We start from the raw sequence: 16,176 nt of genomic DNA on the forward strand, positions 1-16,176 counted from the left end.
AAGGTCGATGGACCCGACCTCGGTACAGGCGATATGCCTGTCCAGGACGGCAAGATCGAGTCGCTTTTGACGGTCACGCCGTCGCACGAACGGAGACGCACGTGGACAATCTGGACATCGCGGTCGCGGTCCTGCTGACGGCAGCCCTCGCCTGGGGCTTTGACGCCGTGACCGGTCGTCGCGGACTGGCGGCCCCCATGCTCGTGGCGTTCACAGGCGCACTGTGCGGAGGCTTCCTGGCCGTGCGGGTGTTCGTCGTGGCGACGCTCGACCAGTGGCCGTGGGTCGTCTGGGCACTGGGCGGCGCGATTCTGGCGCTCGCCGCCCACTTCCTGTTCCGGAACACCCGCTGATGCCGGTGCGGGTGCGCCGACTGGTTGCCATGGTCGGCATCGTGGCCTTCCTGGCCTTCTACATCTGGGCGGTGCTGGCCATCCATGCCCTGCTGCCCCGCTCGTTCTGGACCGACCTGATCTTCTATCCGATTGCCGGGATCGCCTGGGGCGTTCCCCTGTTCCCCCTGCTCCGCTGGGCCGAGCGCGAGCCGCCGCGCCGCTAGGGAACTTTGAAATCCGCCCGTCGGTTACCCATCTGAGGGGTCACACGGTTTCGGAGTGCAAGACGAATGGCAGGTGGCTGGACACGCGACGGCGCGGTTCTGGACCAGATCGAGGACACGGTCGGCGACGGCGTCAGCTCGGCGCGCGCGCGGCTGCCCTCCGGCCCGGGTACCGAAGAGTGTGTCGAATGCGGGGATGAAATCCCCGAGCGCCGCCGCCTGGCCCTGCCCGGCGTCACCACCTGCGTCCAGTGCCAGTCCGGGCGCGATGCCAGCGTCCGCCACTCCTCCATCAACCGCCGGGGCAGCAAGGACAGCCAGCTGAGGTAGGCCCCCAATTGCAAAGGGGCCGCCCGAAAGCGACCCCCTAAGCCAACCGTCTTCTTGCAAAGATGGTCGGAGCGACAGGATTCGAACCTGCGACCCCTTGACCCCCAGTCAAGTGCGCTACCAGGCTGCGCCACGCTCCGGAGGCGCCCCCTATAGACGGGCAATCCGGCCCTCGCAAACCCAAATCCGGGCCCGGCCTCACAATATTGCTTCAGCGGCTGAGCGCGGCTTCCAGACGCGTCCGCGCGGCCTCGATATCGCGCAGGACCGAGGTCAGGCGCTCGCGCTGGTCGTCGGTCAGCCCGGTCCCCGCAGGGGCTTGAGCTGCGGTGCTCGCCGCCGGGGGAGACAGGGCGTCGACCGGTCCTGTGGCGGTGTCCTCGCCCAGGATGCGCTTCAGCCCTTCGGTCTTGTGCAGACGCGCAACGCCCTTGAGCGTCAGTCCCTCCTCGTGCAGCAGGCGCCGCACGCCCTTAAGGACCTCGACGTCCTGCGCGCGATAGAAACGCCGCCCCCCGGCGCGTTTGACCGGGCTGACGAAGGTGAATTTCGTCTCCCAGAAGCGCAGCACATGCTGGGGCACGCCGACTTCGGTGGCGGCTTCGGAAATGCTGCGGAAGGCGTCGGGGCTCTTGGCCACGCGTGCCCTCCGGTCAGCCGGCCGCGTCGTGGACGCGGCTCTTCATGATCTGGGAGGCGCGGAAGCTGATGACCCGCCGCGGGTGGATGGCCGCCGGCACGCCCGTCTTGGGGTTGCGGCCCATGCGCGCGCGCTTCTCCCGGACCTGGAATACGCCAAAGCCCGAAAGCTTGACGGTCTCGCCCCGCTCCAGCGCCTCGACGATCAGCCCGAGCGTTCGCTCGACCAGCGTCGAACATTCATTCCGGGACAGGCCCAGCGACTCATGCACGGCATCGCACAGGTCGGCCCGGGTCAGTGTCTGGTGATTGTCCACGCGTCACTCCCCTCGCTGAAGTCAGTTCGCCATTAAAGGCTGAAAGCCGTTGAAATGGAAAGGCGCAAATTCGTTTTACAGGCGAAGTGCACAGGCGCCCCAGGTCAGGCCGCCGCCCATGGCCTCGAGCAGAACCAGATCCCCCCGCTTGATGCGGCCGTCACGGATGGCGAAATCGAGGGCCAGCGGAATGGACGCCGCCGAGGTGTTGGCATGCAGTGCCACCGTCGAGACCACCTTGTTCTCGTCGAGGCCCAGACGGTCCCCAACGCCCTTGATGATCCGCTGGTTGGCCTGGTGCGGGACGAACCAGTCGACGTCCGCGACCTCGATGCCCGCGTCCCTGGCCGCCGCCGTGATGGCTTCGGCGATATTGACCACGGCATGGCGGAACACCTGATTGCCCAGCATGCGCAGATGGCCGACCTCGCCGGTCGTGGCCGGGCCGCCGTCGACATACAGCAGGTCCGTCTTGGTCCCGTCGCAGCGCAGGGCCGTGCCCAGAATGCCCCGGTCCGCCGGTGTCCCCTGCCCTTCGACGGGCTCCAGCACGACCGCCCCCGCGCCGTCGCCGAACAGGACGCATGTCGTGCGGTCCTCCCAGTCCATCAGCCGGGTCATTTCCTCGGCGCCGATGACGAGGGCGCATTTCGACGTGCCGCGCGCGACAAAGCCGTCGGCCACGGTCAGCGCATAGACGAAGCCCGAGCAGACTGCCTGGATGTCGAATGCCACCCCGACCGGCACGCCCAGCTTGCGCTGCACGATCGAGGCCGTGGCCGGGAAGGTCATATCGGGCGTGGTCGTCGCGACGATGATCAGATCGACATCGGCCGGGGTCTTGCCCGCATCGGCCAGGGCCTTGCGCGCGGCCTCGACCGCCAGATCACTGGTCGGCTGGTCGGACGCGGCCTGGTGGCGCTGACGGATGCCCGTCCGCTCGATGATCCACTCATCCGAGGTGTCGACGAACTTCGCCAGATCGGCATTGGTCACGACCTTTTCCGGCAGATAGGCACCGACGCCGGTCACGGCGCTGCGAACTCGGGTCACTGAGCTGTCTCCCCACCGGTGGCCGTGGCCGCGCCGGCATCGTCCTCTTCCAGAACCGTGGTCATGCGCTTCAGACTGGCGCCCACCTTGGTCATATAGTCACTGCGGGCCAGATCGCCCGCCACGCGGATGGCATTGCCGAATCCATAGGCGCTGGCGCCCCCATGGCTCTTCACCACAATGCCGTTCAGGCCCAGCAGGGGCCCGCCGTTGATGGCGTTCGGGTCGATCCGGCTGCGCATCTTCTTCAGGGCAGGCAGCGCCATCAGGGCCCCGAGACGCGACGGCAGGCCCGACATCAGGGCCTCCTTCAGCAGACCCGAGATGAACCGCGCCGTGCCTTCGGCGGTCTTAAGGGCCACATTGCCGGTAAAGCCGTCGGTGACGATCACATCGACCGTGCCCCGGGCGATGTCATCGCCCTCCACAAAGCCGTGATAGTCCAGATCAAACGCCCCGCTTCGCAGCAGGCGGTGGGCCTCGCGCACCTGTTCATGGCCCTTCATGTCCTCCGACCCCACGTTCAGCAGGCCGATCGTCGGCCGCTTCGTTCCGTGGACAGCGGTCTGGAAGGCCTCGCCCATGATGGCGAACTCGATCAGCTGGGCTGCGTCGCAGTCGATATTGGCCCCGACGTCCAGAACCGCGGTGATACCCTTCATCGTCGGCCAGCTGGCGACGATGGCCGGGCGCTCCAGTCCGGGCGCCGCCATGCGCAGCTGCAGCTTCGAAATGGCCATCAGCGCGCCGGTATTACCGGCCGAGACCACGGCTGCCGCCTCGCCGGTCTTCACCGACTCAATGGCGTTCCACAGACTGGACCCTTTGCCCCGCCGCAGGGCCTGGGCGGGCTTTTCGTCCATGGCGACGAACTTGTCCGTGTGCCGGATATCCAGGCGGGCCGCAGGCACCTTGTGGACGCTGACCTGGCCCTCAATCGCCTCGGCCTGGCCGTGGACGATGAACCGGACATCGGCATCCTCATGGGCCTTCAGATAGTCGGCAATGCCGCCCACCACGACCGAAGGCCCGTGATCGCCACCCATGGCGTCCAGCGAGATGACCAGCGTTTTCGACAAGCAGAAAGTCTCCATGGGGCCGTTCGGCCTCGGGGGGCGGACGATAGCGCCCGAACCGGCGGATGCAACCGTCCTGCAGGCCTAGCCCGCGTCATCATCGCGTGACTTCACACGATCCTTCAGAACGGCAAAGGGCGAAATCTCCGCCGTCTCCTCCGGCGGCTCGAACACTGCTCCCGGCTTGCGCGGGAACGGGTCCAGTGCCAGCGACAGATGCTCCAGCACATGCCGGCTGACGTCGATGCGGCCGTCCGTGACCAGGTCCGGCGCATTCTCATCCAGGGTGATCTCAACCTCGGAGGTTTCCTCACCCTCCGGCGCCTCGACCAGGTCCAGGTCGAAGGATTCGTGGACCGTTTCCTCAACCGGCTCCAGCGTCAGACCACAGGCCTGCACCGCCTGACCGGACAGCTTGCCCGACAGGCGCCAGCCGGTGTGGGCGGGCACCAGCTGCACCTCGGCCTCGAACGCAGGCAGCTCCAGTATGCCCAGCCAGCGCGCGATGGCGCGGCGCGTCTCCGCGTCGGGCTTCAGGCTGAAGCTGCGCTTCTCGCCAATCTGGTTCAGGCGGACCGGCTCGGTCAGGACGGGCGGCTCGGCGCTCATGCGGCAATCTCCGCCCAGTTCGGGGCACTCAGGGCCTCGCGGAAGGCCTGCTCGGCCAGTCGCTCGCGCGACTCCAGTGCATAGCGCGCCAGCCAGGCGGCGTGATCCGCGCCATGGCCGCCATAAACATTGCGGTCCAGTGCTTCGGTCAGGCCGTTGCTGTCCCCCGCCCGCAGCGGCGTCTCATAGGCCTGCATTCGGCCGTAAAGGGCCTCGCCCAGCTTGCGCATCTTCTTCGACACCTCGACGTCGCCCACACCCAGTTCGCGCAGGGTGTTATCCAGTGCCGACACATAGGTATCGAAGAGGTCCTGTGCCGCGTCGCGCCCTTCGGTCGTGTCCTCGTCGCGCAGGCGCAGCACCAGCAGCAGCACATGCAGGGTGTAGAGCTCGAATCGCGCGTCGATCCGGTCCTCGACCCCGTGATCGACATAGAAGGCACGGTCCCGCGCCCGGCTGACCGCCAGATCGTAGGCCGCCCGCCCGGCGGAGGCCCTGTCGCGCAGGCCGAGAAGTTTTTTCAGCATGATCAAACGGCCCCTTTTCCGCCGCGACGTTGAACTAGGACGCGGCAGGGTCTAGGTCAAAGACCTTGTCTTGTCGCAGGCGCTGTCCATGAATCGTACCAAGTCTCTCGCCGCCGCTCTTGTGCTGTCCGCCGGCCTCGTGGCCTGCGCGCCCGTAGTGGGCACCCACGGCTTTCAGGCGATCGATGTGAAGCCCGCCGACATCGTCGCCGGCACCGACACCCGCGAGACCGTTCTGGCCCAGCTGGGCTCGCCGTCCGCCACCTCGGTCTTCGAGGAAGAGAGCGTCTGGTACTACATCAGCCAGACCACGCGAAAATACACCTTCAACCGCGCCTTCGTCGCCCAGCGCAATGTGACCGAGATCACCTTCGACGATGCCGGCAAGGTCCTGGGCGTGCGCACCCTCGGCCTGGAAGACGGTCAGGACATCGCGATGAACCCGAACGAGACGCCGACCCGTGGCCGCGAGCTGACCATCATCGAGCAGCTGCTGGGCAACGTCGGTCGCGGCCAGCTGCCCCGCACCGACGAGGACGTCCCCGGCCAGCGCCGCCCGGACTGATCCTTACGACATCACCGACCAAAGAAATACGCCCCGGAGATCGCTCTCCGGGGCGTTTTCCTTGTCAGCGGGTTTGACCGGCGATCAGCCGATCCTGCCGCTGGCCAGCACTGCCAGCAGCAGCAGGGCCACGATGTTCGTGATCTTGATCATCGGGTTCACCGCCGGGCCCGCCGTATCCTTGTAGGGATCGCCGACCGTGTCGCCCGTCACCGCGGCCTTGTGGGCTTCAGAGCCCTTGCCGCCGTGATGGCCTTCCTCGATCAGCTTCTTGGCGTTGTCCCAGGCACCGCCGCCCGAGGTCATCGAGACCGCGACGAACAGGCCCGTCACGATCACGCCCATCAGCATGGCGCCGACGGCGGCAAAGGCATCCGCCTTGTCTGCGATCAGCATCACGCCGACGAACAGCACGATCGGCGACAGCACCGGCAGCAGCGACGGCACGATCATCTCGCGGATGGCCGCGCGCGTCAGGATGTCCACCGCCTTGCCGTATTCCGGCTTGGCCTTGAACTCCATGATGCCCGGGATTTCACGGAACTGGCGACGCACTTCGGCGACGACCGCTTCGGCGGCCCGGCCCACGGCCATCATCGACATCCCGCCGAACAGGAAGGGCAGCAGCCCTCCGAACAGCAGGCCGACGACGACGTAGGGGTTGGTCAGGCCGAAATCGACCGCACCCATTCCGGCGAAGAACGGGTATTCGGCGGCATTGGCGGCAAAGTAGTCGAGGTCCGACGTATAGGCCGCGAACAGCACCAGCGCGCCGAGGCCCGCCGAGCCGATAGCATAGCCCTTGGTCACCGCCTTGGTCGTGTTGCCGACGGCGTCGAGCGCATCCGTCGAGACCCGCACATCGGCCGGCAGACCCGCCATCTCGGCGATGCCGCCGGCGTTGTCGGTCACCGGGCCAAAGGCGTCCAGCGCCACGATCATGCCCGCCACACCCAGCATGGTGGTGGTGGCGATGGCGATGCCGAACAGGCCCGCCAGCTGATAGGTGGCGATGATGCCGATGATGATCACCAGCGCCGGCAGGGCGGTGGCCTCAAGCGAGACGGCCAGACCCTGGATGACGTTGGTGCCATGGCCCGAGGCCGAGGCCTTGGCCACCGACTTCACCGGACGGAAGCCCGTGCCGGTATAGTATTCGGTGATCACGACGATGGCGGCGGTCACCGCCAGTCCGACCATGCCACACCAGAACAGGTTCATGGCGACGAAGCTGTTGCCGTTCGAGGCTTCGATCAGCGGCGGCGCCATGCGGGTCACGATGAACCAGACGGCCCCGACCGACAGCACGCCGGTCACGATCAGGCCTTGGTACAGCGCCCCCATGATGTTCTGGGACTTGCCCAGCCGCACGAAGAAGGTGCCGATGATCGAGGTGACGATGCACACGGCGCAGATCGCCAGCGGCAGCAGCATCAGCACGTCCACATAGGGCTGGTCGCGGAAGAAGATCGCCGCCAGCACCATGGTGGCGACCGTGGTCACCGCATAGGTCTCGAACAGGTCGGCGGCCATGCCGGCACAATCGCCGACGTTGTCGCCCACATTGTCGGCGATGGTCGCGGCGTTGCGGGGATCATCCTCGGGGATGCCGGCCTCGACCTTGCCGACCATGTCGCCGCCGACGTCCGCACCCTTGGTGAAGATGCCGCCGCCCAGACGGGCAAAGATCGAGATCAGAGAGGCGCCGAAGCCCAGCGCCACCAGACCGTCGATCACCTCACGGCCGACGCGGTCCAGTCCCAGCACCTCGGTCAGCACGGCATAGTAGCCGGCCACCCCGATCAGGGCGCCGCCCGCCACGAACAGGCCGGTGATGGCCCCCGAGCGGAAGGCGAGGTCCAGCCCGCGCGCCAGGCTCTCGCTGGCGCCCTGGGCGGTCCGCACATTGGCCCGCACCGAGATCAGCATCCCGGCATAGCCCGCGGCCCCGGACAGCACGGCCCCGATCAGAAAGCCGATGGCCGCATAGGGCCCGATCAGGAAATAGGCCGCGATCAGGATGACGATCCCGACCATGGCGATGGTGGTGTATTGCCGCTTCAGATAGGCCGAAGCCCCTTCCTGGATCGCCGCAGCGATCTCACGCATCCGGTCCGTACCGGTAGAGGCCTTCATCAGCGCGGCGGTCTGGACCAGTCCATAGAGGACCCCCAGCACACCTGCGGCGATGACCAGCCACAGATAGTTTGTCATGGCGTTTCCATACCCTGTTCATGCAAGGCGCCCGGACCCTTGGCGCGGCGGGCTTTACGCCTCTGTCCGCCTTCCGGTCCCCCCGTGCGCGATGGACGCGACGCTGCGTCCCTCGGGAATTGCGGCGGAAACGTGCCAAATGCTCAGGGGAAGCGCAACAGGCGAACAGCGATCACCGGCCGCGGGGCGGGTCTACCCTGCGGCGCGCGGCCTGGTTGGTCACCTCGACGCGGCTGACCTTGCCGCGGCCGGCGATCCGGTTGGCCGCCGCCATCATGGCGCGCGACAGGGCGGCTGCGTCCAGACTCGACCAGTCGTCGGCCAGGGTGAAGGGCGTGCGGTGGGCCGCCTTGACCAGGGCATCACGGAAGTGCGCGTCCTTGGCCCGGACGGTCTCCAGGGTGGCTGAGGCCGACAGGTGCAGGCGCACGCTGACGAACACGTAGTTGCGCACACGGCCATCGGCAATGACCGGCAGCCCCACGCCCTGCAGGTTGACGACGGCGGGCGCGGCCCCACCGCCGCCGGCCAGGGCCGGTCCGGCGGCACTCATGCCGATGCCGCCCGCGATCAGGGAAAGAAGCTGTCTGCGATCCATGGCCGCCACCCTGACAGGGCGGGGTTAGAATTCCGTTTCCGACCTAGCTGTGAACCCAGCCGGGCCGGCTGATCGGCACATCCTCGCCCAGATAGCGCACCCGGACCCCCTCACCCGCCCTCACATCACCGATGCACGTCAGGCGAAGACGGTGCCGCTCGGCCTCGCGTCGAAGGGCCGACTCGTCCCCCGGCCGGGCCGTGAAGACGACCTCATAGTCGTCGCCCCCGGTCGCCAGTTGCGCCAGCGCGTGAACCGGGTCGGCGCGCCCGTCGAACCAGGCCTGACCGGCCATGGACAGCGGCAGGGTCTCCAGCCGCACATCGACCCTGACCCCGCTCTGCCGTGCCAGATGGCCCAGATCGGCCACCAGTCCGTCCGACACATCCAGTGCCGCGGTGGCATGGGCGGCGATGGCCGGCGCAAAGGCGGTGCGCGGCATGGGCCGGCGATATTGCTCGATGACAGCCGCCTGACGTTCAGGCTCGAGGCGCAACAGCTCTGTGGCGGCGCGCAGACCCAGCCAGCCATCCCCGATCACGCCGGTCACGAACACCAGATCGCCCGGCTGGGCTCCGCCGCGTCCAACGATCTCACCCTTCGGCGTCCAGCCCATCAGGGTGATGGAGAAGGAGGCCGGCCCCGGCGTCGATACCGTATCGCCCCCCAGCAGCGCCACGCCAAACCGTTCCTGATCCTCGGCCAGCCCCTGTACGAACGCCTTTCGTTCCGGCCAGCCGCAGCGCGGCGACCAGTGACAGGCCAGCAGATAGCCGAACGGCTCGACCCCCTTGGCGGCCAGGTCCGACAGGTTCGCGCGCAACAGCTTCTGGGCGACCGTGTCCAGCGGGTCGGTGGGCAGGAAATGAACGCCTTCGACCATGGCGTCCTTGGTCACCACCAGATCATGCCCCTTGCGGCGCGGGATGAGGGCGACATCGTCGGTCAGCCCCCTGCCCCATTCCGGATGGGCCAGGGGCGCAAGCAGGCGCTGGATGGTTTCGAACTCGTCGGCGACGTCGATCGCGGGCATCAGGCCCGGGTGTCGCGGGCCACCCCATCCAGGGCGGCATTCACGAACTTGGCCTCGGCGTCGTCGAAGAAGGCCTTGGCCAGCTCGACGTATTCGTCGATCACAATTTCCAGCGCGACCTCGGGCTTGCGCATCAGCTCCCACGCCCCGGACCGCAACAGCGCCCGCAGGGTGGCGTCCAGACGCTCGATCTTCCAGTTCGAGGCCAGCCGCGCCCGGATGGCCGAATCGACCGCCCGCTGCTCGGTGACCACGCCCCGCACCACATCGGCGAACCAGGCCTCGTCGGCCTCGGCCATCATCTGCCCCTCGATGTCGCTGTCGAACCGGTGGCGCGAGAACTCCTCGATCACCGTATCGACGCCCTCGCCGGCCAGCTCCATCTGATAGAGGGCCTGCACAGCGGCCAGGCGCGCGACGGTGCGCGCGCGCCGCTGGCGCGAGGTCAGGGTCGAGGAGTCCCCGGATTTCTGGGCCTCGTCGAGAAGCTCCAGCACGGATTTCAGGCTATTGGGTTCGGTCACGCGCCCAGTCCTACGCGCAACCGCTTCTTCAGGGCAATCATCTCCAGACAGGCCCGCGCCGCGCCACCGCCCTTGTCGCCCTCGCTCAGGCGCGCCCGGGCCCACGCCTGGTCCTCGTCCTCGGTCGTCAGGATGCCGTTGCCGATCGCCAGTCCCTTGAGGCTGAGATTCATCAGCCCGGCCGCCGACTGATCCGAGACGATCTCGAAATGATAGGTCTCGCCGCGGATCACACAGCCCAGCGCCACATAGCCGTCATAGCGCGGCGCGGTCGGATAGCGCCCGGCCTCTTCGGCCAAGGCGATGGCGCCCGGCACTTCCAGCGCGCCCGGAACCGTCACCACGTCATACTGAACGCCGCGCGCCTTCAGGGCGTCGGTCGCTCCCTCCAGCAGGGCGTCGGCCAGATCGTCGTAGAAGCGCGCCTCAACGATCAGAATGCGATCGGGATCCTTCACGCCACCGGTTCTCCATCCATGTCCCGCCACCCGACAATGCGCAGGCCGTAGCCCTCCAGCGCGGTCGGATTGGGGCGGGTTGAGCTCATCACAATCATGTCGCGCACACCCAGGTCCTTCAGGATCTGCGCGCCGACGCCATAGTTCCGGATCGACCGGTCGACGGCCTGCGGCCGCGGCGTCCCCATCAGCCGTTCGGCCAGGCCGTGCAGTTCGGGGTCGCGCAGGAACACGATCACACCAGCCCCGCCGTGCTCGCTGATGGTCTTCAGCGATCTGGGCACATAGTCCTGACGCGACTCGACATGGCCCAGCAGATCGGCCGCGAAGTCCACCTGGTGCATGCGCACCAGCGTCGGCTTGGCCGGATCGACCTTGCCGCTGACCAGGGCGACATGCTCCACGCCCTCGATCGTGTTGCGGTACAGGACCATGCGGAACGGGCCGCCATGCACACTGTCGAACTCCGTATCCAGCACCCGCTCGACAAAGGTCTCGGTGCGGCGGCGATAGGCGATCAGGTCAGCGATGGTGCCGATCTTCAGGCCGTGCAGCTGGGAAAAGGCCACCAGGTCCGGCATGCGGGCCATGGTGCCGTCGTCGTTCATGATCTCGCAGATCACCCCTGCGGGCGTCAGGCCGGCCATGCGGCTGATGTCCACGGCCGCCTCGGTATGGCCGGTACGGACCAGCACCCCGCCGTCGCGCGCCACCAGCGGAAACACATGCCCGGGCGAGACCAGATCGTCCGGTCCCCGGTTCGGGTCCACCGCAATCTGCACCGTCCGGGCGCGGTCGGCGGCCGAGATGCCGGTCGTCACGCCTTCCTTCGCCTCGATCGAGACGGTGAAGGCGGTACCCATGCTTTCGCGGTTCTCGGCGGCCATGGGGGGCAGGCGCAGCTGGCGCGACCGTTCGGCCGTGATGGCCAGACAGATCAGGCCACGCGCGTGCTTGGCCATGAAGTTGATCTGGTCGGGCGTGGCGAACTGGGCCGGGATGATGACATCGCCCTCGTTCTCGCGATCCTCGGCGTCCACGAGGATATAGGGCCGCCCGTTCCGGGCATCCTCGATGATGTCCTCAATGGGGCTGATGGGGGTGTCGGTTTGCCGGGCGGTTTGCATCATTGCGTCTCCTGCCATCTGGCAAGGTAACGCGCCAGCATGTCGATCTCCAGATTCACGGAATTTCCGACCTTGAGACCGCCCAGCGTCGTGTGCTCCCAGGTGTGGGGGATGATGTTCAGGCCAAAGGTCCGGCCTTCGACTTCATTGACCGTCAGCGACACCCCGTCGACCGTGATCGACCCCTTGGCCGCGATATAGCGATGCAGGGGCGCGGGCGCCTCGATCTCTATCCGGTGCGATCCGCCTTCGGGCGTGATCGACACGACCGTGCCCAGACCATCGACATGGCCCGAAACGATGTGGCCGCCCAGTTCGTCGCCCAGCCTGGCGGCCCGCTCCAGATTGACGCGGGTGCCTTCGCCCCAGTCGCCCAGGGTGGTCTTCGACAGGGTCTCGCCCGACACCTCGACCGCGAACCAGCCCGGGCCCTTCTCGGTCACCGTCAGGCAGCAGCCCGCATGGCTGATCGAGGCGCCCAGGTCGATCGTCGCCGTGTCGAACGCCGTTTCGATCTCATAGCGATGATCGCGCGCGGTCGGCGTGATGCGCCGCACCCGCCCCACGTCCGTGACGATGCCGGTGAACATTCAGATCCTTTCGAGCCGCTCCCACAGATCGTCACCGACGATCTCAGCGGATATGCGCCGAAACTTGGGGGCATCCGCCAGCTTTGCAAGCGACAGGGCCGCGACGCAGGGCCGCCCCTCGCTGCCCAGCAGGATCGGTGCCCGGAACCACTCCAGCCGGTCGATGAGGTTTTCGCGCAGGAATCCGGCCGCGACCTCGCCTCCGCCCTCGATCAGGACCGAGCGGATGCCGCGCGCGTGCAGGGTGTCGAGCACGGCGTGCAGGTTGGGGCGGCCCTCCACATCGACAACCTCTACGATTTCGGCGGTCCCGATTGGGCGCGCCGAAGCCGTCGTAAAGATCAGGCTGTTGCCCGTGGCGATCTGCGCCGTCCCGGGCGTCCGAAGCCGGCTGTCCAGCACCACACGCAGCGGCTGGGGCCCGGTATGATCCGGCAGACGGACGGTCAGGGCGGGATCGTCGGCCAGCACCGTGCCGATCCCCACCAGAATGGCGTCATGCCGGGCTCTCAGCCGGTGGCCCTGTACCCGCGCAGCCTCTCCCGTGATCCACTGCGACTCCCCCGAAGCCGTGGCAATACGGCCATCCAGCGAGGTGGCGAGCTTCAGCGTGACGGTGGGGCGCCCGGTCATTCCGGCTGGCCGTCGCCACCCGGCTTGTCGTCATTGTAGCCCTCGTCGCCGAGGAACCGGGCGAAGTCGCCCGTGTGCCGGAAGTCCTTGTAAACAGACGCATACCGGACATAGGCCACGTCATCGAGGCCCTTCAGCGCCTTCATGATGAAGTCGCCCACCACGCTGGACGGGATCTCGGTCTCGCCCAGGCTCTCCAGCTGGCGCACGATGCGGCTGACCATCTGCTCGATCTGGTCGGGCTGCACCGGCCGTTTGCGCAGCGCAATGCCCAGCGACCTCTCCAGCTTGTCGCGGTCGAAGGGCGTGCGCCGTCCGTTCCGCTTCAGGATCACCAGTTCCCGCAACTGCACCCGCTCGAAGGTGGTGAAGCGCCCCTCGCACGACGGGCACATCCGACGGCGCCGGATCGCCGCCCCGTCATCCGACGGACGACTGTCCTTCACCTGGGTGTCGGCATGGCCGCAGAACGGGCATTTCATCGATGTCTATCCATAGATGGGGAAGCGCGTGGTCAGATCCCGCACCTCGCCCGCAACCCGGCGCGAGACCTCGGGATCGGCCTCGTCCCCGCCCTGCATGCTGTCGATCACGTCGGCGATCCAGTGGCCGATCTGCTGGAACTCGGCCACGCCAAAGCCCCGCGTCGTGCCTGCCGGGGTGCCCAGACGCACGCCAGAGGTCACGGTAAACGGCGCCGTGTCGAACGGCACGCCATTCTTGTTGCAGGTCATCAGGGCGTGCTCCAGCGCCGCCTCGGTCGCCTTGCCCGTCACGCCCTTGGGCCGCAGGTCGACCAGCATCAGGTGGCTGTCGGTGCCACCCGAGACGATGTGCGTGCCGCGCTCCACCAGAACGGCAGCCAGCGCACGGGCATTGTCGACGACCTGCTGCGCATACGCCTTGAATTCCGGCTTCAGCGCCTCGCCGAAGGCCACGGCCTTGGCCGCGATCACATGCTCCAGCGGCCCGCCCTGCAGGCCGGGGAAGACGGCCGAGTTGATCTTCTTGCCCAGATCGACGTCGTTCGACAGCACCATGCCGCCGCGCGGCCCGCGCAGGGTCTTGTGCGTCGTGGTCGTCACCACATGGGCATGCGGCAGCGGATCGGGATACACCCCGCCCGCGATCAGACCGGCATAGTGGGCCATGTCCACCATCAGATACGCGCCCACCGAGTCGGCGATTTCCCGGAACCGCTTGAAGTCGATGTGCCGCGAATAGGCGCTGGCCCCCGCCAGGATCAGCTTGGGCTTCTCCCGCTCGGCCATCTCGGCAACGTGATCATAATCAATCAGATGATCGTCTTCCTTCACCTTGTAGGTGACGGGCCGGAACCACTTGCCCGACTGATTGGCCGGCGATCCGTGCGTCAGGTGGCCCCCGCAGGCCAGGTCCATGCCGAGGAAGGTGTCGCCCGGCGTCAGCAGGGCCTGGAAGACCGCCTGGTTGGCCTGCGCACCCGAGTGCGGCTGGACGTTGGCAAAGGCACAGCCGAACAGCTCCTTCGCCCGCGCTCGCGCCAGGTCCTCGGTCACATCGACATACTCGCAACCGCCATAATAACGCCGCCCCGGATAGCCCTCGGCATACTTGTTGGTCAGCACCGACCCCTGCGCCTCCAGCACCGCCTTCGAGACGATGTTTTCGGACGCGATCAGCTCGATCTGTTCCTGCTGTCGCTTCAGCTCGCCCTGGATGCCGCCAAAGATGTCCGGATCGGCCTCGGACAGGCTGCGCGAAAAGAAGGCGTCATGCGTATGAGCGGTCACGGCAATCCCCGAACTGAAAGGTCGCCCTATCTAGGCCCCACGACCCGAGACCACAACACCTTGTGGTCAGCGTGCCGCCAACGCCCGCTTCAGCTTGGCGAGGGCGATGCGTTCCAGCCCATTTCGCTCGGTCACGGGCCCGACCGCCGAGACCTCGGTCCCGCTGGCCACGTGCACCGCAGAGCATTTCAGGTACGCGCCATTCCGCACAAACTCGACGATCACCTCGCCGGGGGCGGACCGGTCGTCAGGCAACGGCAGGGAGACGCGCCACGTTGCAGTGGGTCCAAAGCTTGTCCATGGCCGTCACCAGCGCGTCCATCATGCCGTCATCGTGGTTCGGAGACGGGGTGAAGCGCAGGCGTTCGGTGCCCTTGGGCACGGTCGGATAGTTGATCGGCTGGACATAGATGCCGTGCTCTTCCAGCAGCATGTCCGAGATCATCTTGCAGTGCACCGGATTGCCGACGTGCACGGGCACGATATGGCTCTCCGACGGCATGACCGGGATCCCGGCCGCCATGAAGCGTTCCTTCAGCGCCTGGGCCCGGGCCTGATGCGCCGCGCGCAGCTCGGGGTGGGCCTTGAGGTGACGGACCGAGGCCAGGGCACCGGCGGTCAGGGCCGGCGGCAGGCTGGTGGTGAAGATGAACCCGGCGGCCCAGCTGCGGACAGCATCCACGATCACCGCGTCGGCGGCGATGTAGCCACCCATCACGCCGACGGCCTTGCCGAGGGTGCATTCGATGATGTCGATCTGGTCCAGAACACCGTCGCGCTCGGCGATGCCGGCGCCAGCCTCGCCGTACAGGCCGACGGCGTGAACCTCGTCCAGATAGGTCAGGGCCCCATATTTGTGCGCCAGGGCAATGGTGCCGGCCAGGTCGGCGATGTCGCCGTCCATGGAATAGACGCTCTCGAAGGCGATCAGCTTGGGCGCATCGGCCGGCGCTGCCGCCAGCAGCGCCTCGAGGTGAACCAGATCGTTGTGCTGATAGATATGCCGCTCACAGCCGCCGTTGCGGATGCCCGCGATCATCGAGGCGTGGTTCAGCGAGTCGGAGAAGATGATCAGCCCCGGCAGGATACGCTGCAGCGTCGTCAGCGTCGCCTCATTGGCCACATAGCCCGAGGTGAACAGCAGGGCGGCTTCCTTGTGGTGCCAGGCGGCCAGCTCGGCCTCGAGGTCCACAGCGGAACGGGTGGTGCCCGAGATGTTGCGCGTGCCTCCGGCGCCGGCGCCCGTGGCCTCGACCTCGGCCTGCATGGCCGTCAGGACCTCGGGGTGCTGACCCATGCCGAGATAGTCATTGGAGCACCAGACGACGACGTCCTGTTCGGTGCCGTCATCCCGGCGCCAGACCGCGCGCGGAAACTCACCGCGAACACGCTTCAGATCGGCGAAGACACGGTAACGCCCCTCGGCCCGGACCTGGTCCACGGCGTTTCCAAAGGCGGCCTTGTAGTCGAACACGGTTTGCGGTCTCTCGCCTGGGCGTTTCTGACGCGGCCCTTGTGCGCCTCACACGGTTAAAAGTCCATGTTCACGGTG

General features: G+C 67.2%; 22 protein-coding genes and 1 tRNA gene. 4 read left to right on the plus strand and 19 right to left on the minus strand.

Features of this window, described 5'->3' with window-relative positions:
• Window positions 1-101: 101 nt before the first annotated feature.
• The 3 genes from J7346_RS03725 to J7346_RS03735 all read left to right on the plus strand — a co-directional run bounded on the left by J7346_RS03725 (window position 102) and on the right by J7346_RS03735 (window position 889).
• Complete coding sequence (locus tag J7346_RS03725) at window positions 102-353, plus strand: transglycosylase (RefSeq protein WP_209117874.1); 252 nt, start codon at window positions 102-104, stop codon at window positions 351-353.
• Window positions 353-559: a DUF2842 domain-containing protein gene (locus tag J7346_RS03730; protein ID WP_209117876.1), complete on the plus strand. Its 207-nt coding sequence runs from the start codon at window positions 353-355 to the stop codon at window positions 557-559. The genes J7346_RS03725 and J7346_RS03730 overlap by 1 nt, the downstream gene beginning before the upstream one ends.
• A 66-nt stretch (window positions 560-625) precedes the next feature.
• Window positions 626-889, plus strand: coding sequence for a DksA/TraR family C4-type zinc finger protein (locus J7346_RS03735; RefSeq protein ID WP_209117878.1), 264 nt, complete (start codon window positions 626-628; stop codon window positions 887-889).
• A gap of 63 nt (window positions 890-952) precedes the next feature.
• On the opposite strand, the gene J7346_RS03740 is transcribed toward J7346_RS03735, so the two are convergent.
• The 7 genes from J7346_RS03740 to J7346_RS03770 all read right to left on the minus strand — a co-directional run bounded on the left by J7346_RS03740 (window position 953) and on the right by J7346_RS03770 (window position 5,110).
• Window positions 953-1,029, minus strand: a tRNA-Pro gene (locus J7346_RS03740).
• A 71-nt stretch (window positions 1,030-1,100) separates the two neighbouring features.
• Entirely contained in the window at window positions 1,101-1,529 is a 429-nt protein-coding gene (locus tag J7346_RS03745) for a MerR family transcriptional regulator (protein ID WP_209117880.1), read from the minus strand.
• 13 nt (window positions 1,530-1,542) lie between these two features.
• Window positions 1,543-1,845: an integration host factor subunit alpha gene (locus J7346_RS03750; protein WP_209117882.1), complete on the minus strand. Its 303-nt coding sequence runs from the start codon at window positions 1,843-1,845 to the stop codon at window positions 1,543-1,545.
• A 75-nt stretch (window positions 1,846-1,920) separates the two neighbouring features.
• Window positions 1,921-2,898 (minus strand): beta-ketoacyl-ACP synthase III, encoded by a 978-nt coding sequence (locus tag J7346_RS03755; RefSeq protein WP_209117884.1) that lies wholly within the window; start codon window positions 2,896-2,898, stop codon window positions 1,921-1,923.
• Window positions 2,895-3,977, minus strand: a complete 1,083-nt coding sequence (gene plsX / locus J7346_RS03760) for a phosphate acyltransferase PlsX (protein WP_280636449.1) — start codon at window positions 3,975-3,977, stop codon at window positions 2,895-2,897. The genes J7346_RS03755 and plsX overlap by 4 nt, the downstream gene beginning before the upstream one ends.
• An 81-nt stretch (window positions 3,978-4,058) precedes the next feature.
• Complete coding sequence (locus J7346_RS03765; RefSeq protein WP_209117887.1) at window positions 4,059-4,583, minus strand: DUF177 domain-containing protein; 525 nt, start codon at window positions 4,581-4,583, stop codon at window positions 4,059-4,061.
• Entirely contained in the window at window positions 4,580-5,110 is a 531-nt protein-coding gene (locus J7346_RS03770; RefSeq protein WP_209117889.1) for a ubiquinol-cytochrome C chaperone family protein, read from the minus strand. Before J7346_RS03770 ends, J7346_RS03765 begins: the two co-directional genes overlap by 4 nt.
• An 88-nt stretch (window positions 5,111-5,198) precedes the next feature.
• Between J7346_RS03770 and bamE the strand changes: the two genes are divergently transcribed.
• Complete coding sequence (gene bamE, locus J7346_RS03775; protein ID WP_209117891.1) at window positions 5,199-5,675, plus strand: outer membrane protein assembly factor BamE; 477 nt, start codon at window positions 5,199-5,201, stop codon at window positions 5,673-5,675.
• Window positions 5,676-5,759: 84 nt separating this feature from the next.
• Here the strand turns inward: bamE and J7346_RS03780 are convergent, their stop codons facing one another.
• The 12 genes from J7346_RS03780 to hemA all read right to left on the minus strand — a co-directional run bounded on the left by J7346_RS03780 (window position 5,760) and on the right by hemA (window position 16,098).
• Window positions 5,760-7,889 (minus strand): sodium-translocating pyrophosphatase, encoded by a 2,130-nt coding sequence (locus J7346_RS03780; protein WP_209117893.1) that lies wholly within the window; start codon window positions 7,887-7,889, stop codon window positions 5,760-5,762.
• A 172-nt stretch (window positions 7,890-8,061) separates the two neighbouring features.
• On the minus strand, window positions 8,062-8,487 hold the full coding sequence (locus J7346_RS03785) for a hypothetical protein (protein WP_209117895.1): 426 nt from the start codon (window positions 8,485-8,487) through the stop codon (window positions 8,062-8,064).
• A 43-nt stretch (window positions 8,488-8,530) separates the two neighbouring features.
• Window positions 8,531-9,520: a thiamine-phosphate kinase gene (gene thiL, locus J7346_RS03790; protein ID WP_209117897.1), complete on the minus strand. Its 990-nt coding sequence runs from the start codon at window positions 9,518-9,520 to the stop codon at window positions 8,531-8,533.
• Complete coding sequence (gene nusB / locus J7346_RS03795) at window positions 9,520-10,044, minus strand: transcription antitermination factor NusB (protein ID WP_209117899.1); 525 nt, start codon at window positions 10,042-10,044, stop codon at window positions 9,520-9,522. The genes thiL and nusB overlap by 1 nt, the downstream gene beginning before the upstream one ends.
• Complete coding sequence (gene ribH / locus J7346_RS03800) at window positions 10,041-10,502, minus strand: 6,7-dimethyl-8-ribityllumazine synthase (protein ID WP_209117901.1); 462 nt, start codon at window positions 10,500-10,502, stop codon at window positions 10,041-10,043. Before ribH ends, nusB begins: the two co-directional genes overlap by 4 nt.
• Complete coding sequence (ribB, locus tag J7346_RS03805) at window positions 10,499-11,632, minus strand: 3,4-dihydroxy-2-butanone-4-phosphate synthase (protein WP_209117903.1); 1,134 nt, start codon at window positions 11,630-11,632, stop codon at window positions 10,499-10,501. Before ribB ends, ribH begins: the two co-directional genes overlap by 4 nt.
• Window positions 11,629-12,219, minus strand: a complete 591-nt coding sequence (locus J7346_RS03810; RefSeq protein WP_209117905.1) for a riboflavin synthase — start codon at window positions 12,217-12,219, stop codon at window positions 11,629-11,631. The genes ribB and J7346_RS03810 overlap by 4 nt, the downstream gene beginning before the upstream one ends.
• Window positions 12,220-12,852 (minus strand): bifunctional diaminohydroxyphosphoribosylaminopyrimidine deaminase/5-amino-6-(5-phosphoribosylamino)uracil reductase RibD, encoded by a 633-nt coding sequence (gene ribD, locus J7346_RS03815; protein ID WP_209117907.1) that lies wholly within the window; start codon window positions 12,850-12,852, stop codon window positions 12,220-12,222. It abuts the gene before it with no gap.
• Complete coding sequence (gene nrdR, locus J7346_RS03820) at window positions 12,849-13,334, minus strand: transcriptional regulator NrdR (protein WP_209117908.1); 486 nt, start codon at window positions 13,332-13,334, stop codon at window positions 12,849-12,851. Before nrdR ends, ribD begins: the two co-directional genes overlap by 4 nt.
• Window positions 13,335-13,340: 6 nt before the next feature.
• Window positions 13,341-14,624, minus strand: a complete 1,284-nt coding sequence (gene glyA, locus J7346_RS03825; protein WP_209117910.1) for a serine hydroxymethyltransferase — start codon at window positions 14,622-14,624, stop codon at window positions 13,341-13,343.
• A 66-nt stretch (window positions 14,625-14,690) separates the two neighbouring features.
• On the minus strand, window positions 14,691-14,849 hold the full coding sequence (locus J7346_RS03830; protein ID WP_348521444.1) for a hypothetical protein: 159 nt from the start codon (window positions 14,847-14,849) through the stop codon (window positions 14,691-14,693).
• 22 nt (window positions 14,850-14,871) lie between these two features.
• Window positions 14,872-16,098 (minus strand): 5-aminolevulinate synthase, encoded by a 1,227-nt coding sequence (hemA, locus tag J7346_RS03835; protein ID WP_209117914.1) that lies wholly within the window; start codon window positions 16,096-16,098, stop codon window positions 14,872-14,874.
• Between the last annotated feature and the right edge of the window lie 78 nt (window positions 16,099-16,176).

The sequence above is a fragment of the Brevundimonas sp. A19_0 genome (assembly GCF_017744255.1).
GTDB lineage: Bacteria > Pseudomonadota > Alphaproteobacteria > Caulobacterales > Caulobacteraceae > Brevundimonas.